This window comes from Belnapia sp. AC561 (assembly GCF_979252845.1).
In genome coordinates this window covers 1-21,470 of record NZ_CEEDBP010000054.1, presented here as the reverse complement: position 1 = coordinate 21,470, position 21,470 = coordinate 1, and the positions used below count along the sequence as shown (strand labels likewise).

Annotated in this window: 12 protein-coding genes; 3 read left to right on the top strand and 9 right to left on the bottom strand. The window is 66.6% G+C overall.

Going from position 1 to position 21,470, the window contains the following annotated elements; all coding sequences use genetic code 11:
- Window positions 1-710: 710 nt before the first annotated feature.
- Both AC0IW9_RS27800 and AC0IW9_RS27795 read left to right on the top strand, forming a co-directional pair.
- Entirely contained in the window at window positions 711-6,419 is a 5,709-nt protein-coding gene (locus tag AC0IW9_RS27800) for an AAA family ATPase (RefSeq protein WP_471651552.1), read from the top strand.
- A 134-nt stretch (window positions 6,420-6,553) separates the two neighbouring features.
- Window positions 6,554-7,516, top strand: a complete 963-nt coding sequence (locus AC0IW9_RS27795) for a hypothetical protein (protein ID WP_471651551.1) — start codon at window positions 6,554-6,556, stop codon at window positions 7,514-7,516.
- Between the two features lie 151 nt (window positions 7,517-7,667).
- Here the strand turns inward: AC0IW9_RS27795 and AC0IW9_RS27790 are convergent, their stop codons facing one another.
- From AC0IW9_RS27790 to AC0IW9_RS27755, 8 genes are all read right to left on the bottom strand, one after another.
- On the bottom strand, window positions 7,668-9,500 hold the full coding sequence (locus tag AC0IW9_RS27790; protein ID WP_471651550.1) for a hypothetical protein: 1,833 nt from the start codon (window positions 9,498-9,500) through the stop codon (window positions 7,668-7,670).
- Window positions 9,501-9,513: 13 nt separating this feature from the next.
- The gene (locus AC0IW9_RS27785) at window positions 9,514-11,508 is read right to left on the bottom strand and encodes a phage tail protein (RefSeq protein ID WP_471651549.1); all 1,995 of its coding nucleotides are present in this window, start codon (window positions 11,506-11,508) and stop codon (window positions 9,514-9,516) included.
- Window positions 11,508-11,861, bottom strand: a complete 354-nt coding sequence (locus tag AC0IW9_RS27780; protein ID WP_471651548.1) for a DUF6950 family protein — start codon at window positions 11,859-11,861, stop codon at window positions 11,508-11,510. Before AC0IW9_RS27780 ends, AC0IW9_RS27785 begins: the two co-directional genes overlap by 1 nt.
- A complete protein-coding gene (locus AC0IW9_RS27775; RefSeq protein ID WP_471651547.1) occupies window positions 11,858-12,433 on the bottom strand; it encodes a hypothetical protein in 576 nt (191 codons plus the stop codon). Before AC0IW9_RS27775 ends, AC0IW9_RS27780 begins: the two co-directional genes overlap by 4 nt.
- Window positions 12,433-13,119 (bottom strand): hypothetical protein, encoded by a 687-nt coding sequence (locus AC0IW9_RS27770; RefSeq protein WP_471651546.1) that lies wholly within the window; start codon window positions 13,117-13,119, stop codon window positions 12,433-12,435. Before AC0IW9_RS27770 ends, AC0IW9_RS27775 begins: the two co-directional genes overlap by 1 nt.
- Before the next feature lie 12 nt (window positions 13,120-13,131).
- On the bottom strand, window positions 13,132-15,300 hold the full coding sequence (locus AC0IW9_RS27765; RefSeq protein ID WP_471651545.1) for a tape measure protein: 2,169 nt from the start codon (window positions 15,298-15,300) through the stop codon (window positions 13,132-13,134).
- Window positions 15,301-15,329: 29 nt separating this feature from the next.
- Window positions 15,330-15,482: a hypothetical protein gene (locus tag AC0IW9_RS27760; protein ID WP_471651544.1), complete on the bottom strand. Its 153-nt coding sequence runs from the start codon at window positions 15,480-15,482 to the stop codon at window positions 15,330-15,332.
- Window positions 15,483-15,646: 164 nt separating this feature from the next.
- On the bottom strand, window positions 15,647-16,024 hold the full coding sequence (locus AC0IW9_RS27755; RefSeq protein ID WP_471651543.1) for a hypothetical protein: 378 nt from the start codon (window positions 16,022-16,024) through the stop codon (window positions 15,647-15,649).
- A gap of 140 nt (window positions 16,025-16,164) precedes the next feature.
- Here AC0IW9_RS27755 and AC0IW9_RS27750 point away from each other — a divergent pair, with 140 nt between their 5' ends.
- Window positions 16,165-19,854, top strand: coding sequence for an AAA family ATPase (locus tag AC0IW9_RS27750; RefSeq protein WP_471651542.1), 3,690 nt, complete (start codon window positions 16,165-16,167; stop codon window positions 19,852-19,854).
- Window positions 19,855-19,944: 90 nt separating this feature from the next.
- Here the strand turns inward: AC0IW9_RS27750 and AC0IW9_RS27745 are convergent, their stop codons facing one another.
- Entirely contained in the window at window positions 19,945-20,862 is a 918-nt protein-coding gene (locus AC0IW9_RS27745; protein ID WP_471651559.1) for a phage tail tube protein, read from the bottom strand.
- Window positions 20,863-21,470 lie beyond the last annotated feature (608 nt).

Sequence of the window (21,470 nt, the reverse complement as noted above, 5' to 3'; positions counted from 1 at the left end):
TGCGGCGGTGTTCGTGGAAGGGTGGCGATGAGCACCTGTCTTTGGCCGCCGCTGGACTTAGCATTACCTTACATGCACAGCCGCCGCCATTTTTCGAGTAGACGATGGCGGCAATCCTATTGTCCGCCTTTACCCGATGTGACCAGCTAGGACACTCAATATAAAGTCAATGCCATCCATTATTTCCAGGAATAGGAAACGGTTTGCGAATTTTCTTTGGTCAGCAGGCTTGGAATGGATTTTCGGGCATTCTAAGCGGGGATGATCAGTAGACTTGCGCCGGAAAGTCATCACTCACGCGGCGGTTGGTCGAGCTGAGGATGTTATTCGTATGGGAACTGGCGGAGGGAGTGCTCCCGGATACAAACGGTTTCAAGGCTGGAGCCTTGGAGAGAGGACCTGGATGGGTTCTTCGGGGCGGGCCAGAGCCCGCGCAGTACCAAGATGTCCCGTGAGGGCAAGGTAGGGCTAGCCATCAAGCACCATTCAGGCCGTAAGATTACACGGATTGCATTGCACAATTTGGCCAATCACTGCATCGTGTGGGGAGCACACATTAAACGGCTGCTCTCCCTTTGAATAACGCAACGAACTCCGAGGGATACAGCGAGGCGGTATGGCTGCCGCGGCCGCGTGCCCTAACATCAGACCTGCTATTTCGGATAGTGGGCCTCGACCGTAACAGGGCGCTACGGCGCAAGCTTAGTGACGTGCTGGTGGATGTGGGGCCGCATCTCTGGCCGGCGGTGGATCAGGACGACCCAGATTACGGCGCCCACCTCCTCCAGCTGCTCCGCACAGTCACGGGGGTTCAGTTCTACGCTCGTTCGGTGCGGGAGGGTTTCGGGCTTAATGGCAAGCGGGACCAGTTGCAGCTTCCGCGCGCCGTGCGGCAGCATGTCGAAAGCCGTATGGGAGGCTTGCCGCGTCCCGAGCGCCTGATTCTGCCGCGCGAGCCGGTCGCCTCTGCGATAGCTCTCATGCAAAAGGACTTTCGATCCGAAGCGGCTCTCATCGCCTGGGCTGCAGCTTTGGACGCGCCCGATCCGCTGGAATGTTTGCGCAGCCTTCTTGATGCCGATCCCCTGCTCGCAGCAGAGTTTGACGACGTCACGCAGGTTGTGCATGAGGAAACCGCGCCCAGGGCCGCTGTTGATATGGCTGTGGTGCCAGCAGCACCAGATCCGCAACGTTTGCGCGACGAGATCGCACGCTTGCTGCCGGCATTTTGCGACGGAACGATGCCTAGCCTCGTCACCGTAACCGCACTGGCCCGACTCTCGGCCGAGCTGGAAGCTGCGCTCGCTATCGAGGAAACCGCGCGCGCTCAGCACTGGCGGGAACACGTAGAGGATCTTGCTCGGCGCTTGGCTGACCTGGGCCTACTCTGCGCAATCGGAAACACCCAGGCTGATCTGGCCAAGCGCCTAGCGATTGATGTCGGGCCTGCGGATATCGAGCGGTTATTGGAACTCGCAGACGCCGCCTCCGAGCGAATCAAGGATCGGGACTCCGCGACGGCCGTGCTGGACGCGGCCTATATTGAAAAGCGTTGGTCCGACCTGGGTACGGCGGGACCAAGGGCAGAGGTGGCGCGCCAAGGTGCCAAGGAAGCCCTTCGGAAGATCGAGGATGAGCTAGCCTCGCTGCTCGGGGCGTTGCCGGGACAGGCTGTTCCAGATGTCGGAATTGCCACCAGAGAGCCTGTCGAAGCGGGCGAGATTGTTTGTCTTGGGCTGGGCGAAGAGCCGTCCGCCGGTGAGCCTGAGCCTGAGCCTGAGCCTGAGCCTGAAGCCGAGCTTGGCGACCCTGAACACACGTCGCCGGTTGCCTCCGTCGCGAGTTCGCCCCCCGCCGCTGGCGTCGGCACCAAAATTCGAGGGGAAGAGGTCGCGGCTCCGACTAATCAGCAGGCGACGGACGTGCCTGCGATTGTCGCGGGCTCTGGCGGCCGAGATGCCAATGCCCAAAGCGCTGTGGCCGAGACATCGCCGCGGGAGGAGGATCCCTTTGCAGGCGGCACAGAGTCACGGCCCGACGAGACATTGCGACGAGACGAGACCGAATCGCCTGGCCGAGGGCCCGCGCCGATTGTGGGCTGCGCATCGGTAGGGGATCTTTGCCGCACCTATTGGATTCTGCGGGCATACGAGGATGCAGGCGAGGTTGACGAAGCGTTGCCTTCCGCTGCCGCAGTGCGTGCCTTCCTACTTGCCGATGCGCTACTCGGGGGTGATGAAGATGGCGGCAAGGACATCGATGCGGCGATTGCCGCTGCGCTAGCAGCCGGTCGCTCACCGACAAGGGCCAATCTTGCGCTACTCATTCCGTGTGCCTTGGTCTCACAGCAAGCCGGTCATAATCTGCTGAATGTCGTAAATGACGGAGGTCTTCCGCCAGCTGCCAGCACATTGCTCGCCGTCGTCGCTGAACGCGTGCGGGCCGGCACAGAGTTACGCGGACCGATGCTCGAAGCGCTTCGTGGGCACCACTCGCATGAGGCGAGGCTATCTGCTTTCCGCGCTGCGGCTGGCCGGTGGCTCGAGGCTGGCCGCTTGAAGACCACGGATTACCGTCCTGCCGTTCATATCTGGATTGCTTGGCTGGCTGATGACGGAGCGCTGGGCCGGCTCATCAAATCTCTCGCCGATGGCACGCTTTCAACATCCGCCGCTGCCGTGGCCGCGCGGGACTGGAACAACGCCGACTTTGTGCAGGCGCAGATTGAGGCCGGAGACGCGGAACTCCGGGGTCACTTGAGCACCCTCAAACCCATCCAGAGCGCCGGAGCCCGCTGGCTAAACAATAGCGCGGCGCAGGCTGCCGAATTGCTCTCCGAAGCGGCCGCACTGCTCGGGGAGGGAAGTACGAACCATCAACGGCTGCTGGCGCGGTTTCAGACCCTCATAAGCGCGGTGACCAACGCTCGTGACGATGCGCGATGTGACGTCTCGCCCGCGGGCAAGATCGCCGCCTTCGCTCTCGAATGTCTATACGAACGGCTAGTGGCTGAGCCGGTCCAGGCCCGCTCCATCCATATAGAGCTGTTGGCACCCCTGATCGGCTGCTCCGAAATCGAGGTCGACGCCCGGCTGGAACCTCGACAGGCGTTGCCACCGCCCGCGCGCCTCCAAGAATTACTGGCCGTACCAGCGGACTATGCTGCGGTAGCTCGTATTCGAACTGGGCGCGGCGAGGCGGCCGCGAGCGAGATAGCACTCGCCCTCCTTGAAGGCAGCGGCGCGTCAGCAGATGCGGTTCAGGATTGCCGTGACGAGTGTGCGGCGCAACTCGAGGCGGGGCGACGCAGGATCGGAGCTCGGCGACGTGAGTTGCAGCGTCGCCTCGAACGCGACCGTGCGTTAGACCTACTTGCTGCCGAGTTGGGGCGCGAGGTTGAGGAGCAGCTTAGCGCAGTCTCGGCAATCGATGCGGCGGACCTCGGCGACGCCGGTACCGTGCTCGACAAGGTGGAGGCTGCGCTCGTGGCCGGCGAGGAGTCTTTCGCGTCTAGTCTACGTGACAGGCTGGAACGTGTCGTTGGCAGAGAGCACCAGGATCCAGGAGCGATGGATGTCGTCCGGCGAGCTATTGCCTCGGCGGACCTTGAGCGTGCCGACGAACACGTCAGGAGGATGGAGCAAGGCCTACCTCCGCTTGGGCCTGACTCGAATACGAGATTGCCACTCGAGGACTTTCATGCCTTTCTGCGGAAGCTGTCGCCGCCTCCTGCGGGTCTTCTAAGCCAAAAGCCGGCCACCGAAGATCTTATCAGGACGCATCTCGAGCCGTTCGTTGACCGTGAAGTCGGGTGGGATCCTGCGACGGTGCGATCCGTCCTTGCAGCTTGGCGCGATGCGCAAGCACGAGGCGGCTTCGCTAAAGAAGAGGCACGCACCGTCCTGCGTTTCCTCGGCTTTCGTGAGGAAGCACCGATCCAGCAGGTAGGAACCATCCCCCACTACCGCTTGTTCGCTGCGCCATTCGACAGTTCGACGGATTGCCCGATCCACCATTTTGGCACGAGCGCCGCAGGGCGGTACGAAGTCCTTACATTCGACCAATTGCCATCACCGCCGGAAGCGCTGCTGCGTCGTATCGAGAGCGCGGCGATCGGTCCGGACACGGCGCTGATCGTCCTCTGTGCCCGGCCACTCCCTATTGCAGTGCGTCGTGGGCTACTCAAGGCTCTACGGCCCAAGCAGCGACCCGTTGTTGTCCTCGACGAGCTGCTGCTGCTTTTTCTCGCGACGAGGCCAGCGCCGCGCCTCGGCGATTTCTTCAAGTGCGCGCTGCCGTGGTCTGGCCTCAGACCCTATATCACTCGGCCAGGGATTACATTGCCGCCAGAGCTCTTCGTAGGCCGCCATGAGGAGCGCCGCGAGATCGAAGCACCATCAGGTGCTTGCCTCGTCTATGGCGGCCGCCAGCTCGGTAAGACGGCCCTGCTCCGGGAGATCGAGCGGTCGCATCGCAAGCTTGATGACAGAATCACCTTCTGGATCGATCTAAACGGCCTCGGCATTGATCCCGATGGAGGGCGGCCGCTAACAACGGTTTGGGAAGAGATCGGCCGGCAGCTCGGAGCGCGCGGAATTAGGGAGGCGACCCTCGGCGTCCCACAGCTCCGCACCGGGGTGGAGAAATGGCTGAAGGACCGCGGCGGCAAGGGCCGCATCCTTGTGTTGCTCGATGAAGCCGACACCTTTGTTGAAGCCGATGGCAAGACTGACTTCCAGCAGCTCCGCCTGATGAAGGGGCTGATGGACAACACGGAACAGCGATTCAAAGTCGTCTTCACTGGGCTGCATAATGTGCAGCGTGCCTCCCACCACGTGAACACGCCGCTCGCCCATCTCGGTGTGCCCGTGTGCATCGGTCCTCTGCACGGCCGCGAGGAGGCGCGTGAAGCTTGGCGGCTCGTGACCGAGCCCTTGTCGGCACGCGGTTTCACCTTCGATCCGCCCGACCTGCCAATGGCGATACTGGCCCGCGCGAACTACTACCCGAGCCTCATTCAGCTGATCTGCGAGAAGCTACTTGATGCCTTGGACCGGCGAGAGCGCGTGCCGCCCCACGCGATCGCGGAGGCCGAGTTGCGCGAAGTGCTGGACGATAGGGACCTTCGCAAGCTCCTGCAGGACCGTTTCCTGCGCACCCTCGGTCTCGACCCACGTTATCACCTTTTTGCGCTCTGCCTCGCCCAACGTGCACTCGACGAGCCGAGCGAGCCTCGCTTGATCGGGGGCTTCGAGCCAAGCTGGTTCATTGAGCAGGCTCAGGAATACTGGCCAGACGGATTCCCTGACGGCCCCCAACCGCCGGTCGTGCGCACGCTGCTTGAGGAGATGGTTGGCCTGGGCGTGCTGGCAGAGACCCGCTCGGGCGGCTTCGTCCTGCGCAGCCCAAGCCTCCGGCCGCTGCTCGGCGACAGAGGCGCGATTTCCGACGCGTTGGTCGCGTTCATTGGACGCCCTGCCCCGACTCCCTACGCTCCAGGGACGTTCCGTCGCCGGTTGGGTGACGACGAGACGGATCCGCGACGATCGCCGCTGTCGATGGACGACGAGGGTGTTGTCTTCACGCGCGAGCACGGCGCGGTCGTAGTTGGAGGGCTCGAACTGGCGGGAATCGAGCGGCTGTCTGAGGCGCTGGAACAAGCGTGTCCGGCGCAGGGAGCCCGCGTTGTTCCTCTACCTTCCACAACGAGCATTCTGGACGAGGTCGCGCTGCGCCGGGTGATCCAGGAAAGCTTCCGCAACGCTCCAACCGGTGTGACAGTCGTGCTGGTTCACCCCGACACAAGGTGGTCGTCAAACATCCCGATCATCGCGGCTGGCCTCCTCGCCGAGCGCCGGGAGCGGGACAAGCATCTACGAATTGTGTTCCCAGCTGATGCAAAGGCGGCTTGGGACTGGCGCGACGCAGCGCGGCGTGCTGTCGGCCAAGCGGCACCGCGTGTTCGCGAAATCTCGCTGCTGCCCTGGCCCGGCGAGACATTACGGCGATGGGCCGAAGAGGCGGGCTTGGCGGGAGGGCGCGACGATGTGGGGCGTGCCCGGCTCCGCGACGCTTCCGGCGGTTTCGGCGCGGCACTCGAACTGCTCGCTAGCGCGCCGCCAGGAGCCAGCGATGATCTAAACGCGCTTTGCGTCGGGCTGCTGACGCACGGCGACCGCATGCCGCTCGGCGACTGGCCCGGCTCGCCGCATCGCGCGCTTCGCACCATGGCGCTGCTGCTGCGAGACGGCGAAGACTTCGACGCCGATCTCGTTGCCGCTGAGGCTGCGCTTCCGCGCGACGAGGCCGTGCGCGCGCTCGACTGGGCCGATTGGCTTGGTGTGACAGAAGGGACGGTGCCCGGCCGCTACCAGCTTAATTCGCTGGTCGCACGTCTGCTCGCACAGCCGTCCCCCTGATGCGTGATCGTTTTTGGTTGCTACCTGGTCCACGGCGCCTTCTGGGACAGATTCGCGACCTGCTTCTCAGTGGCGAGAGCGTTGTCCTCCTAGTTCCGCCATGGGCGCCGGAGCTGGTAGAAGCGCTCTTTGTCATGCTGCCGCCGCATCGCGTTATCCATGATCTCGCCGAGGTGACTGCAGATACGGGTGCACCGGAGGCGCTGCTGCGCGAGACGCTTGGGTTGAGTCCGGAGCAATCGCTAGACGGCTGCGCCGAGATGCATGCGGAACCTATCATCGTCGTGCGCGCCAGCACCGAAAATGTCTCGCGGATCTGGGTGCGGTTCTTCAAGCGCCACTATCATGCAACACGCGCCAAGGGTGGCGCCCCACGGTTGCTGCTTGTCCTGGACGCTGCCTGCCCCGTGGAGGCGGCTGCGATCGGCGCGGCGCCAGTTCTCCAATGGCGGGATCCCGTCACGCGCCTCGACATGCATCTTTATTCTGCGGAACTATGGAGCCATCGAGATCTGTCGGCTCTCGAGCGAGAGCTCTGCGTCGTACTGACCCGGGAGATCGCTGCGTGGTGTCCTGAGCTTGCAGAGCGCCTTGCGGAGGCTGGGCCAGAAGCGGCGTTCAACCCGCTGCCGTTGCTGTTGCGGATGGCTGGCGACAGAACATGGGAAGGTCGAACGCTATGTCGTTGGGAGCTTGGCAGCCAGCACCGTCGGGACGGCATCGTGCTGTCCCATGCAGCTCTGCTCGCCGCCTGCGGTGATGGGCGTGAGATACGCCGCCGCATCTGGCGGGCGCAAGTCGAAGTCCTCTTCCCCGTGGTAGAACAGATCCGCGCGGAGTTGGCTGCGCGGTATGCGTCACTGCTCGTCGGTGTTTGCGATGCGGTGACAGGCTTGGCGTGTGATCCGCTCGATGTCGATATCGGACCGCTGGCCCATCGGCTGGTCAACACGGCGGGCGTGAGTGGCGTGCATCGCAGGCTCGCCGCGGCCATCCGGGACGTGAGACGACCGCTTGCGCATCTAGAGCCGGTGCCACGGGCGACGGCGCTACAGCGCCCGCTCGTCGACGCTATGGCGAGCGGATTTTCGATTTGACCGCCGGAGGGAGACGATGGTCAGAATTTATCTTTCTGATTTGGCACAGATTGCTCGAGTGTCGAGATAGTGCTTGGTCCAGCTGGAGCGCGACCAGGATCGGGCAGCAACCGGCGCACTGCTGATGGGTACAGACCGTACCTTCAGGCCTTTATGGCACCCGCCGCTTCACCACCTGCGCCGACAGCGGTGCCGCGGCGAGGTCCACCGTCGACGCACTGACATTTCGTGCTGTGACGCGCACGCTGTTGTTCGACCAAACATGGCAGTCGAGCACGAAGGCGATGCTGCTGGTGTCGAGCGAGGCGTCCGCGAAGTCGCCGCGCCGCGCACCCGGCACAGTCACGTCGATGTTCGCCGTCGAGCCGGCCGTGAGGCTTGGCAGGTCCCAGGTGGTCTCCAGCGCCAGGCTGCGCGTCCCGATCGGCACCGCGGGGCAGGCGTAGAGCACCGCCGGCGCCGCCTCCGGCAGCCCGAACAGCCGCAGCGCCTCGACCTCGATCTGCCCATCGAAGCCCACGATCCCCACCTGCGCGAAGGCGACGCCCGCACCGATCCGGACCGTCTGCCGCCGGTTCAGCGAGGCGTCGGCCATCACCGCGCCGGCGTTCCAGCCCTTTGCCGGCGCGTTCCACTGCATGGTGGTGCCGGAGGCCAGCACATCGCCGGCGATGTTCTCCCGCACGTTGGCCGCGCCATCGAAGACCCGGACGAAGAGGCGCCCGCCATCGGCGCCACCAACCAGCCAATGCGCCAGCGCGAACTCCTTGGCAGAGGAGGTATCCACCACGAAGGCCAGGCCGCGGTTGGCATCCAGCAGCAGCCCGCGTGCGGTCGCCGCAATCCCGTCCAGGCCGTTAAAGCACAGCCCTGCCAGCGTGGTTGCGGCCGTGGTCGAGGTGGCCAGCGTCGCCAGCCTGTCCACGCCGATTTCGGTGGCGCTCTGCCGGAAGGCCGCGGCGCGGAGGTTCGGCACCGCCTCCAGCACCCGCAGCAGCCGGGATGCCGGCGCGCGGTGGCGGTTGATCACCGCGTTGCCGGCGCGGTCCGCGGTCGAGGTGTAGTCCATCCGAACGGCATAGGTGTTGGCCCAGGCCACCTCGTACTCGCAGTCGGTGGCACTGCCGGTGTGCCGTGCGACGATCGGCGAGCAGGCCTCCATGCGCAGCGCGCGGCCGATGATGGCGGTGCCGTCCGTCTCGTTCAGAAAGGGGATGGCGACGTTCGGGTCGAGCTGGCGCAGCTCGAAATTCGGCCCGTCGAAGACGTGCCGGTTGTGGTTGTTGTAGCCACCGGCGCCGCGCGAGAACCGGATGCCGTAGCGGTCGATCGTCGGGTTGATCCCGGTGGCACAGGCGAAGTGCCCGCCGTAGTAGCGGATGGAGGTGTTCCAGGCCGTTGCCGTCTCGGCGCGGATGTCGAGGCCGTAGCGGTTGTTCAGGATGCGCAGCAGGTGAAGCGTGCTGTCCTCCACGCCGCGGCCATCGCCCAGCGTGCGCATGCCGATGGTGAACCCGGACACCAGCCGCAGCTCCACCACCGAGGCGTCAATGTTCCGGACCAGGATGCCGATGTCGGCCTCGGAGGCCCAGTCGGACTGCGTCTGCCGGATCACCTGCAGCCCGGCATAGAGCTTCTCGCCGTTGCGGGTCGTACCGCCGTCGCCGAGCGTCAGCACGGTGGCCGGGGCGTTGGCCGCGCCGGTGTAGCGAATCACGCCGCGCATGATCAGGCCGCGGGCGCCACCGCCGAGCGTGACGCCGCTGCCGACGTTCCAGGTGCCGGGCGGGATGACAGCGAATTTCCCATCCGCCGCGGCGCGGTCGAAGCAGGACTGGATCGCTGCCCGGTCGTTGGCCACGCCGTCGCCGAGGCCGCCGAAGTCGGTCGGCAGCACTGCCTCGCGGTCGCGCAGGTACTTGGCGAAGTCGGTCTTGTTGAGGTTGGCGTTGAGGACCAGCAGGTCATCGATGCGGGCCGGCATGGCGGGCCTCCAATCAAAGTGCGGTGGCGGTGACCGGGCAGGCGAAGGCCGAGACGCTTCCCTCGGCGGAGACGCTGCGGAGCCAGTACCAGCGCGTCTGGCCCGCGGTGAGGCCGGTGCGGTCCCAGAACAGGCTGGCCGGCTCGGTGGCGAGCTTGGTGGCGGCGGCGAGGCTGGCGCTGCTGGCCTCGAACACCTGCAGGCGCACCGCATCGGCGGGGAACCCGCCGGACAACCGTACGCCGCCGGTGATGCCAGTGGCCGTCGGCGCCGAGACGGCGGCCGGAATGGGGGCGGTGCGCCACCCTGACACCGCGCCACTGCGGGCCACGGCGCGCGCACGGAAGGCGGTCGGCTCGGCGGTGGGGATACTCGCCGCGGTGGCGCCGAACCCCGCCCCGTAGCCCTGCCACACGGCAACCGAGGCGGGCAGGAACTCCACCTCGTAGCCGGCGAGATAGGCGGAGCCGACCGGTGACCAGGAGACCGCCAGGGCGGCGAAGCTGCTGGTGACCGGTGTGCCGACCGTGATGCTGGCGGGTGCGGCGATGCGCCCCGGGTTGGGCAGCACAACGGAGGGGCTGTCACCGGTCGCGCGCTCGTCCACGGCGGGGTTCCAGTCCCAGACCGCGCTGTCCTCCTCCGCCAGCACCAGATCGACGCCGCCATCCTGGGCTAGGCTCCAGCCGGTGATCCGTGCCGGGAAGGGCACCAACCGGTCGAGTGCCACCGTCGCCCCCTCCCAGGGTCGCAGCCGCAAGGCGGAAAGCTTGGCCGGGAAGGCCACGGTGCGCTGCCGGCGGTTTCGCTCCAGTGCCACCTTCATCAGGCGCTGGACGGTCGAGACCGAGGTGGTGAGTGGAAATTCGAGGTCGGTGTAGATCGCCTCGCCGCCATCCTCGGCGACGTAGTTGCTGGCCAGCAGCGGCGGGGCGTCGGTCGGCTGCCAATTGGCGGACGGCTCGACATAGACGGCGCGCACCCCGTTGAAGAGATCGCGCCGTGCCCGGCTGCCCTGGATCGTCACGTCGCCGCGCAGGTCGTCGGAGGTGAGCGTCGCCACCGGCAGCGCCGGCCCACCGGCATGGATGAAGAACCGCCCGCCCGAGACCACCAGCGCCCCGGCCATGGCGGCGACGAGCTTTTCGGTGATGGCGATCTTGCCCTCGGCGAGCGAGAGGGTGCCGTTGCAGGTGTAGCGCCGCTCCGCAGTGCCATCGCGCCGGCCCATGACCTCGTCGCAGACATTGGTCGCGGCGATTAGGCAGGGGATGTCGATGTCGTCCCAGCCGGCGCGCCAGCCAAAGCTGGCGGTGATGTACCAGGCGAGGCAGAGGGCCGGATTGTCCGACCAGCCGGTGGCGCCTGTGCGCGGGTCGAGAATGGTATCGGCGCCCTCGACGATCGCCGCCATGTTGGGCGGGCCGGAGGGGAAGGCCTCGGCGGTGATCTTGAGGCGCACAGCGATATAGGCCCGACCCTGGCCGCGATGGGCGCTGGTCCATTTGCCGCCGGTCTCGACGACGAGGTTGGCGTTGGCCGCCTGGCCAGGATCGCCGAGGTGCCGATCGACCCGAACCAAGCCGGCGAAGCTGGCATCGGTCTCGACCTTGTCGCCGAGCGTGACCTCGCCGATAGCACGCACCCGATGCGACGCGACCACCACCACGGCATAGAAGTAGCCATCCTCCCGCCCGGCATCGTCGGTCGCCGAATGGATGAAGACGATGGGTCCGCCGACCTTGACCCGACCGAGGACGATCTGGTGCTCGGTGATCGCTTGGCGGAAGGACTGGGTGCGGGTGGCCGCCGTGCTCGTGAGCGTGTCCGCGGCCACCGCGGCGGCGGCGGTGGAGGAGGCCCGCTTGGCCGGGAAGATGCTCTGGCCGATGGAGGAGACGACGAAGGCCGCGCCGGCGGCGACCACCGCGCCGATGATGCCGCCGCCGACCGCGGCCGAGGCGATGCCGCCGGCGAGGACGGCGACGAGGGGGACGGCAGCCGGCATCAGCCAATCCTCCAGGCGGTGGTGCAGGTGGTGACGGCCTGGCGCAGCAGCCCGCGCGGCCCGACGAAGGCAGCGCGGCCGCCGTCCACGACCACGCCGAGCCGGGCGGGATCGCCGGCCAGCACGACGTCACCGGCCCGGGTGAAGGTCGGCGGGATCCGCGGGAAGCCGGCGCTGTCGGCCGATGCTTCCAGGGAGGGCCGTACCCGGACGACGGGGCGGCTGCCGGTCACCGCCTCGACAGCGGCCAGGGCAAATCGGGCACAGTTCCAGCGGCGGGCGTCGAACGGCCGCGCCTCTGCCGCCGACAGCAGGGCCGCCAGCCGGTGGGGCCATTCCGGGCGCCGGGTCACGACGCCGGCAGGGTGATCTGCGCCTCCTGCAGCGCCGGGACGTATTCGAAGAAGCGGTCGCCCGGGTATTCAGCCTGCTGATCGGCATCGGTGTAGCGCCGGACCTCAGCGCGCTCGAGGTCGACCAGCCGGCCCTCGCAGGCGAGCGAGACCCGCGACTCGGCGCCGTCCACCACCTCAATGGTGTCCATCAGCCCTGCCCAGAGCGGAAACGGGTCGGCGACGAAGGCGCCCTCAGCATCGAGCAGGCCGCCCCAGAGCCGGGCGGTGCGCAGCCGGAAGCTCCGCTCCGCGAGCGCGATGTCCACCACCTCCTGCGGCACCGGCGACAGGGTCAGGGTGAGCCGCACGGCACGGATCTCGGTGGTCTCCTCGATCTCGCCGACGGCGCCGAGCGAGCCCACGCCCTCGAACACCATCCCCGCCCAGGCCAACTGGCCGAGCCCGGTCCAGGCGCGAAAGGGGCCGGAGGCGAAGTCGAGGTCGACCAGGATGATCGGTGTGGCGACCGGCGCGGTCGCGGCCGCTGCGGCCTGGAGCGACAGCCGCGGCGTGGCGGTGATGCCGGACATCAGAGCGCTTCCTCCAGGCGGATAGTGATCGCGGTGAAGCGGCCGGGACGGGTCGGGTTGATCGCCTCGTCATCGGAGATCAGCCGCATGGCCACGGTGGGCTGGGTGAGCACCAGCGGCTCCGACACCGCGGCCGCAGTGCGCAGGGGTGGAGCAATCGGAATGGTGGCGGTCCCGGTGCCGGAGGCAGTCACCGCCGCGGTCGTCATGTAGAGCCGGCCGTTCAGGCCGAAATAGTCGCCAGCGCCGACCGCGACCGTGCTCGGCCACCAGCCCTGGGTCTGGATCGCCAGCGCCCCGCGGGCCGCACCGGCTGCCAGCGCCGGATTACCGGAGCCCACCACCAGGCCGGTCCCGTCCGTAAAGATGGTCGCGTCGCTGAAGGAATAGGGCCCGGTCGGCACATCGCCCTGGCTGCGCGGATCGCCGGTGCGGTATTCCCGCCGCCAATCCCAGATGCGCACCGTGTTCACCGAGCCGGCCAGCGCCGCCAGCAGCCCCTCCAGCACGCCAGCGCGAACCCGGTCCAGCGGGTCAAAGGTCGCCTCCGCCATCCAGCGCGCGCCCTCGCGCCGCATCACCTGTGTCACGCGCGTGATCGGCGAGGCAAAGCGAAGGGTGTTGTGCTGGAGGTAGAAGCTGAGGCGGCTGGGGCGCAGCACCGTGGGCCAGGGGTATTCGGTCATCCTCGCCCCCCTCTACCCACGCACGGTCTTGTAAGCCGCGCCACCGCGGCGGATGGCGTCTAGCGTCATCGCCGAGGACTGCCGGGCAATCTGGCCGGACAGCATCCGCAGCCGTGCCTCGACGCCGGCATCGGCGCCGCGTGCGTCGATGGTGATGCTGGTCTGGATTGTGGTCCCGCCACCGGGGGCTGTGCCGTTGGGCAGCACCGTGCCGGCGCGATTCGGCACGAACCATTCGGGCCCACGCTCGCCGACGACATAGGGCTGGCCGGCGGCGACCGGCCCGCCCTCGGCCCGGAACAGCCCGCCGACCCAGGAGCCGATGCTGTCCAGCCAGCTCCCGGCGCCAAGCCCGGTCAGTCCGGCCGAGACGGCATTGCCTAGCGGCTCGGTGATGGTGCGGCGGGCGATGACGCGGGCGATGTCCTGCAGCAGTCCCTGCATCACCTTCGACAGCTTCTCACCCCTGACGATGGCGTCCTCAAAGGCGCTGCTGAAAGTCAGGCCGAGGTCGCGGACGGTGTCGGAAGTGCGCCCTGCGGCGGCCTCGACGCGGTTCTCGGCGTGTTCCAGATCCTCCATGGCGCGCTCGGCCTCGCGCTGGATCGTCGCGTCGGGTAACGGCCTGCCGATGCGTTCGGAGCGTTGTGCCAGATCAGAGAGGCGTTCCAGCCGGCGCCCGTACCGCTCGTAGGCGCTTTCGTTCTGCTCGATCAGCCGCTCGCGCTCGCGGAGGATGTCGTTGACCTCGCGCTCGGCCTCGCGCGCCTCGCGGGCGCCCTCATTGCTGGCGCGGCGGACGGCGGCGACGCGCGGCTCCAGCCGCCGCAGCGCCTCGTCACGCTCCTGCAGCGCGAGCGTCGCGAGGCGGCTGCGATCGGCGGCGGTGATGCCGCCCGCGGCCTCAGCCTCGCGCAGGCGGCGGGTGCGGTCCTCGTACTCGCTGTTGATCCGGAAGCGGTCGTCCAGCGCCTTGCGCAGTTCCTCGGCATCCGCGGCGGCGCGGCGCCGGCGCGCGTCTGCCGCCTGGGTGGCGGCGGTTTCCTGCTCAATGCGCTGGCGATCGCCGGCGGCTACCTCGCCTCGGGTAATCTCCTCCTGAAGCTCCGCATACTGGCGCCGCAGCTCCTCCAGGCGACCGGCGCGATCGACGCCGGCCTGCTGCTGGGCAGCGCCGACCAGGCCACCGCGGATGCTGCCTCGCCGGGGCTGGGAGCGCAGGCTCTGCCCCTCGCTCTCCGCCTCGAGGCGGGCGATCTGGGCGCGCAGCGCCTCGGCCTGGGCGCGACGGTCGGCCTCCTGCTCGGAGGGCAGCAGCAGACCGGAACCGCGGCGCACGCCGTCCAGCACGCGCGCAGCGCCGGACAGGGCACGGGCCAGGGCGTTGGACAGGCCGATGGCCTGGTCGAGACGGGCGAGGAACTGGTCGGCAGCGGCCGTCAGCTGCCCGAAGGCGCGGCCGACAGACAGCGGGGCGCGCTCGAACTCGCCATTCAGCCGCTCGACGGCGCGCAGCAGGGCCGGAAACACCGTGTCGGCGGTGAGCTTGCCCTCGGAGCCGAGCTTGCGCAGTTCGCCGATGGAGACGCCGAGTTCGCGCGCCAGCGCCTGCGCCAGGGTGGGCAGGCCCTCCAGGATGGAGCGCAGCTCATCGCCCTGCAGCGTGCCCGAGGCCAGAGCCTGGGCAAGCTGCTGCGTGGACGACGCGATCTCCTGCTGCGACGCGCCGGAAGCGATGGCGATGCGCTGCAGGCCTCCGACCAGGGTAGCGACCTGGTCGGAGGTGGCGCCGATCTCCCGCGCGGCGATCGAGAAGCGCGCGAAGGCGTCCACGCTCTCGCGCACTGCGACGCCGGTTTGCAGGCTGTCGCGATAGAGGCGGTCGTAGATCTCGCCGGCACGCTCTACCGAGCCCAGCGCGGTGTTGAGCCGGCCCATGGACTGGGTGAGCGCATCACCCGCCACCACCACGGCGCGCAGCCCGGCGGCGAGGCCGGCGATCTGCACGCCGCGGACGGCGACGTCCAGCAGGTCGAGCGCGCGGGAGGCGCGATCGGCGCCGCCCTGGATGCGCTCCAGGGAGCGCTGGCCGGTCTCACCGACCTCGCGCAGCTCCTGCTTGACCCGGGCGGCATCGTCCAGCGACAGCCGAACCGAGACGCGGCGGGTGGCGTCAGCCATGCGTCACGCCTCCTGCGTCGGTGGGGTGGTCAGGACCCGGGGGGATCGGTGCGGCGCGCGGCGCTGCCTGCGGCGAGGCCCATGCGCAGGGCCAGCAGCAGTTCGGCCGCCGCCCAGCCGGAGGCGCCCATCTCGCGCGCGGTGGCAAGTGCGGCCGGCATGTCGAGATCGATGCCGGTCATCGTCGCCGTTGCGCAGGTGGTGCCGGCCGCCCAGACGGCAGCGCCCTCGACGCTGGCCGGGGCGTGGGCAGCGTAGGGACAGGCCAGGCCGCAATCGCGATCGAGGGCCGCGCAGCCGCGGCAGTAGTCAGGGCCCTGGCCGAAACGCCACTCGGCCCGAGCCCTTAGCCGTTTCCCTCCAGGGCCACGGCGGCGACGGGGCCGGTGGCGCGATCCCAAAAGGCGGCGGCCATTTCGTCCATGTCCATCAGGCGCTCGACCGCCTCGAGCGAGAGCGGCAGCGGCTTGCCGGTGGCGTCGCCGACGCCCTCCCAGGCGGTGACGGCGTGACGGGCCAGCGCCTTGACCAGGAAGGCGAAGGCCAGGCCGCGCGCCATGTCGGGGTCGAGGTCGGTCTCCGCGGCGCGCAGCGCGCCGAGACGGCGGGCAGAGCCCGCCTGGGCAGCGGCCATGACGGCGGTGGTGACGGGGCGGATTTCCACGCGGACGCCGCGCGGCAGGTCGAGCCAGTACGGCTCGACCGGGAGGTCGAGGGTGAGCATGGAGGTCTCCATTTCGATGATTCTTCGCGCTGGTCCGCTCAGGCCTGTACCGCCCGTGGAGGCAAGCCCGGTTAGGACGCGGGACTTCCGCTGGAAACTGCTCGTCAGTAAGCTGAGAGTGACAGCGAGGCGGAGGCGTAGTGTTTCATCTTACGATGCGGGTGGCGTGGCACGGCTCAAAGTGGAATGGGCGGGTTTGCCCAGCGCCGTCGTCGAATTCCTTTTGTGTCGCGCTTGATCGGATACGCGAAGAAAAGGACGACGCCGCACTGGATCAGATCGCCGGTGTCAGCTGGGACGAACTCACACCCGAACAACTTCCGCCCTGCAAAGCGGAATCTGGCGCATTTATGAACGAGCGGCCCTGGGTACGTCGGTTTGAGCATCCTTATTCTACAATCAAGAAAGCTGCTGAAACGCACGGGGGCCTTAAGCCGACGATCGTCAAAGTACCAGAATATTCGGCATTCGCGGTACCCTTCAACTGGCTGCTAAGGAGCGAACAACAAGCAATTGATGAGAAGCTTCCCACCCCGCTACCGCCTGATGAGAAGTCACCGTTCGCCAGCCCTTGGGTGTTCGGCCGCGCTAGGCAAACAGCACTTGTTGACCTCGTCTTCAGTCGAATTGAACCAAAGCGGTCGCTTGTCTTTTTCTATTGCAAGGAGGGCCAGCCGCTCGGAGACACCATCTCCAGGCTCATCATTGGTGTCGGCCGTGTCGAGACGATAGCGCCTACGAAGCAATATGACGCGCAGCCGGGTCACCCAACCTATCCGATGTGGGATCGTCTGCTGCGCCACTCGATCCGGGCGGATGGATCGGACGGCTTTCTTTTGCCCTATCATGAGTATCTCGAGCCGACGGGCGATGCCGATGAGGACAATCGGCGGCGGGGGCTCTTGGATGAAATCGCCGTGTCGGTCGATCCATCTCATATGAGGATCTTCTCCTTTGCGGCGGAACTGGCGCCTACAGACGTCGCCCTGTCGACGCTGATCCGTTGCCTTGACGCGGTTCGAAAGATCCGGTCGCACGGCATCGCCAAAGGTCCTTGGGAGCGCCGCGAGGAATGGCTGAACACCCAAATCGGGCTGGCATGGACTGACCGAGGGGCCTTTCCTGGGCTTGGTTCGGCGCTTGAGGCTATGGGGATGCGTCTCGGCACCGCGCTTAGCCTTGAGTTGCTCGCCACGGGCGCCATCGGCAGCGATGAGGATCCATGGCCGATCGTCGACGCCCTCCTTCGAGGTGAGCGGAAGCCACCGCAGGAGGCCTATGTTTCCGACCTGGAGGCGGTTCGGGCCACTTGGATTAATCTGACAGATGAGCGGCGGGCGCTTCTTGTGCTCTTGTCGCGCATGTCGCTGACACCGGGTCAGGCTCTACGTTGGTTCGACCCTGCCAAGCGCAGATCAGCGACTACGACGCCCGTGACGGACGCTGAGATACTTGCGAATCCTTATCGGATTGGAGAGGTCGACCTTGGCGATGCCAGAGAGACGGCGATCTCAGTCGGCGTAATCGACAGAGGCATGCTGCCGGATGCGACTATCGCCGCCAAGCACCCGCTGCCGATCGCTTCGCGAATTACGTCGAGCAACGACCCCCGACGCTTCCGCGCTGCGATCGTTGCGGTATTGCGGCGCGCTGCGGAGAATGGAGACGCCCTGCTTAGCGCTACAGAAGCGCTCGATAAGGTGGCGACGATTGATCTTGCTCACCCTTGCATGATCGGATCTGACTGGCCCGCGGCGAATGCCACTGGTCTCACCGGCGTCATCGAAATTGTCGACGTACTCAGCGGGGAGGCAGACGCACCCCCGACTACGGCACTTCAGTTGTCGGATCTGAAGTCGCGTGAGGATCGGCTGCGTTCCTTGATGACGAAGCGCGCAGGACGTTCGGCGAGCCCGATTGTCGAGGATTGGAAGGCACTACTTGTTGAAGCAATCGAGAATGCGGGGGGGACTTACGATCAGAACAATGCACGGCACGCTCTCGCGATCGAGGAGCAGGCGACTGCGCTTCAGCGTATCACGGGTCGGCGTCTCACGGCGCTCGTCGGACGGGCAGGAACGGGCAAGACCTCGGTCATGGGAGCGTTGCTGCTAAATGACGAGCTCGCGCGTGGCGGGATTCTGCTGCTAGCCCCGACAGGTAAGGCGCGCGTCAGGCTGGGTAAGGCCGCTCGAGGTGAGGCGAAAACGGTCGCGCAGTTTCTCAATGAACTCGGTCGTTATGATGGGTCGCGTCAACGTGCGCGTTTCACTGGGGAGGAGAAGCATCGCAAGGAGCGAACCGTGGTCATCGACGAGTGCTCGATGCTCACGATGGACGATCTAGTCGCCGTCTTTGAGGCACTCGATCTCGCACACGTCCAGCGTATCATCCTCGTGGGCGACCCCAACCAGTTGCCGCCGATCGGCGTTGGGCGACCGTTTGCAGATTTGACTTCATTCCTCGAGACCAGCACCGCAAAAGATGAGACAGGCGTGGCGTTGGCCGACGCTCTTGCGCGACTTACGGTCGAGGTGCGTGCCGTGGCTGGCGCCGACGATCCGTCCGACACGCTCCGTCTCGCGTCGTGGTTCACGCGCGAGCCTCAGCCAGTCGATGCAGATCGCGTCCTCAGTGATCTTGAATTGGGCCGGCCGTTCAACGACCTCGACATCGTTTTTTGGCAGACCGCCGAAGATTTGCGAGCCCGCCTAGGCGAGGCATTCCAGAAGCATCTTGGGCTTGTAAGTCCGCTGGATACCGCAGGCTTCAATACCTCGCTGGGCATTGATGACAAAGGGTGGGTTCCGTTCGATGATCCTAGCGGCTCGGAGCGATGGCAAATTCTCTCGCCTGTGCGGCTGCACCCATACGGTGTTCATGATTTGAATCGTTGGACGCAGCGCAGATTTCGCGCCCGCGAACTCAAAGCAGCGGAAGACCCTTGGGTGGTGAGCCTCGGCGATGAGAGCATCGTCATTCGGGACAAAGTGATCCAGGTCGCGAACCAGTGGCGTGGCGCCTACGATGGCAAGGAATCCGGCAAGCACTACGTTGCCAACGGTGAGGTTGGGCTCGTCGCTGGTGGCAAGGCGCCATGGCTAAACACACTCTTCGCGGGCCGCCCGAACCTCACATTCGGCTACAACAGCCGCGACTTCCCAGGTGGTTCCGGGCCGTTGGAACTCGCCTATGCGATCACTGTCCACAAGTCCCAAGGCAGCGAGTTCCAAAAGATCTTCGTCATATTACCAAAGAACTGCCGCCCGCTATCGCGGGAGCTTCTATACACTGCCCTCACTCGCTCGCGGCGCCAGCTCGTGCTGCTCGTCGAAGGCGACAACGCCTCGCTCATCTTCGACTATACTCGACCTGAAAAATCAGAAACTGCTCGCCGCAACACGAACCTTTTCCAGGGTGTGCTACGACGCAGCGAGGCTGAGGTTCCATACGCTGAAAACTTGATACATCGTACAGAGAAGGGACATCTCGTCCGCAGCAAGTCCGAGCTGGTGATCGCCAATATGCTCTTCCGGTCGGGCGTCGATTACGAGTATGAGCGCGTGCTCGAAGGTGAAGCCGAGCAAGGCCGACTTCGTCCCGATTTCTCGTTTGTTACGGCTGATGGCGACCTGGTCGTATGGGAGCATCTCGGAATGATGCAAAGGGAGGACTATCGCAAAGGTTGGGAGTGGAAGCGGCAGTGGTACGAAGCTAATGGCTTCACCCTTGGTCGAAACCTATTCACGTCCGTCGACGACGAGCGCGGTGGACTAGATTCGGCCGAGCTACGGGCAACGGTAGCCAAGGTTCAAGCCCAACTCGACTGACGTCTTTTTGGGGCTCTTGAGCCGCATGGCCGCCACTATCAGAGACGTCCCCTTCTCGGCCATAGCCGGCCTTCTCGCGGGCGGCGGGCCTCACGCATACTCCGCGGCCGCCTGCTGGTTGCGCAGCACTGCGGTCATCATCCGCGTCGCCGTCGCGTTGAAGGCGGCGCGGAAATCGAAACTGGCCTCCACCCCGGCCGGCCCTTCGATTGGCGTCTTGGCCAGCGCCAAGTAGACCTCGTGCAGCGTGACGGTCAGGCTGCGGTTGGCATCGATGGTGAAGGCCAGGGCGAATTCCGCCGAGGTGCCGGCCTGCGCCTGGGCCAGCAGCGTCGTGTTCTCGAAGCGCACGGTGATCTGGCCGGTGCAGCGGGCAATGCCGGGATCCACGCCCTCCACGCGGCGATCGGCGCGGATGGTGCGCACGGCTTCCATGCCGTTGGCATAGGTGAGCCGCGCGCCGGTCACCTGCGCCAGAGCCGAGCCGCTGCGGGTGATGGACCCCTGCGCCTTGTTGAAGGCGGTGTAGGCGGCGCTGGTCGGCGTGCCGCCCGACGTGGCGCCGGTGCGCGCCGAGCCCTGGCCCATTAGACCGAAGGTCGCGGTCGCCGCGCCAGTGGGCGTGAAGTCCATCTCCAGCGTGTCGGCGCGCACGCCGGTGCAGACGTCGAAGGACGGGACATCGGGATAGCCGATCTCCATCGCATTGCTCGGCAGCGTGGCCGCGCCCGAGCCGAAGGTGTGGATGAAGTTGGTGGTGCCGGTGGTGGTCGGCGCGCCGAGCAGCAGCCGCAGCCAGTGGCCGATGTTGATCAGATCGACCGGCACCACCGCCTGGCCGGCGACCGTCACCGTGTCGAGAAAGGGCGCGGCCGGATCGCGGTTGCTGCCGACCCCGATGACATCGGCATCGAGCAGCTGCTGCTCGGCGCCGAGGTCGCAAGACAGGAACGGCATGCGCCGCCAGTTGCTGCCAGGCGCGGTGCCGTAGATGGTTTCGGGCAGCATGAGCAGGCGGCAATTCGCGCCGATGGCACGGGGCATGGGCTTTCTCCTGGAGGGGGATCAGGCCAGCGGCGAGCCGGCGACGGTGTGAACCAGAGGCTGACGGGGACGGCGGCGGCGCGAGCCGCGGCAGCGCCCTCGAACTCGACATCCTCGAAGGACGCGCTGCCGGGCTGTGCCCATTCGACGGCGCCGCCGAGGGTGCGGTTGGCGGTGATTGCTGCGGCGACATCCACCAGCAGCGCGTCGAGCAGGGTGTTGCGCGCAGCGGGCGCGGTGCCGGCGACGGTGATCTCGATCTCGGCGCGATGCTCGATCTGCCAGGCGAGTGGCGAGAGGATCGGCGTCTCCTCGACCGTCTCGCCGTCGCGAACCACGACCAGTCCGCCGGTAGGGATGCGCTGCGGGGTGGTCTCGCCCCGCAGCACCAGCGGCGGCGGGTTCCTGGCGGCCAGCGATGCGACGAGCCGGCTGTGCAGCGCAGCGATCGCGGTCTCGCGCCCGCTCATGCCGCCCTCCCGCTTTCGCGCTCCCAGAGCGGTTTCCAGCCTGACTGAATCGCTTGTGATCCCACGGGCTGCACGATGGTGATTCAGTTGCCCCTCGGCATG

Excerpts from the sequence above, each read along its gene's own strand:
- AC0IW9_RS27795 (WP_471651551.1), top strand. The coding sequence starts at position 6,554 with ATGCTGCCGCCGCATCGCGTTATCCATGATCTCGCCGAGGTGACTGCA.
- AC0IW9_RS27790 (WP_471651550.1), bottom strand. The coding sequence starts at position 9,500 with ATGCCGGCCCGCATCGATGACCTGCTGGTCCTCAACGCCAACCTCAAC.
- AC0IW9_RS27785 (WP_471651549.1), bottom strand. The coding sequence starts at position 11,508 with ATGCCGGCTGCCGTCCCCCTCGTCGCCGTCCTCGCCGGCGGCATCGCC.
- AC0IW9_RS27775 (WP_471651547.1), bottom strand. The coding sequence starts at position 12,433 with ATGTCCGGCATCACCGCCACGCCGCGGCTGTCGCTCCAGGCCGCAGCG.
- AC0IW9_RS27770 (WP_471651546.1), bottom strand. The coding sequence starts at position 13,119 with ATGACCGAATACCCCTGGCCCACGGTGCTGCGCCCCAGCCGCCTCAGC.
- AC0IW9_RS27765 (WP_471651545.1), bottom strand. The coding sequence starts at position 15,300 with ATGGCTGACGCCACCCGCCGCGTCTCGGTTCGGCTGTCGCTGGACGAT.
- AC0IW9_RS27760 (WP_471651544.1), bottom strand. The coding sequence starts at position 15,482 with ATGACCGGCATCGATCTCGACATGCCGGCCGCACTTGCCACCGCGCGC.
- AC0IW9_RS27755 (WP_471651543.1), bottom strand. The coding sequence starts at position 16,024 with ATGCTCACCCTCGACCTCCCGGTCGAGCCGTACTGGCTCGACCTGCCG.
- AC0IW9_RS27745 (WP_471651559.1), bottom strand. The coding sequence starts at position 20,862 with ATGCTGCCCGAAACCATCTACGGCACCGCGCCTGGCAGCAACTGGCGG.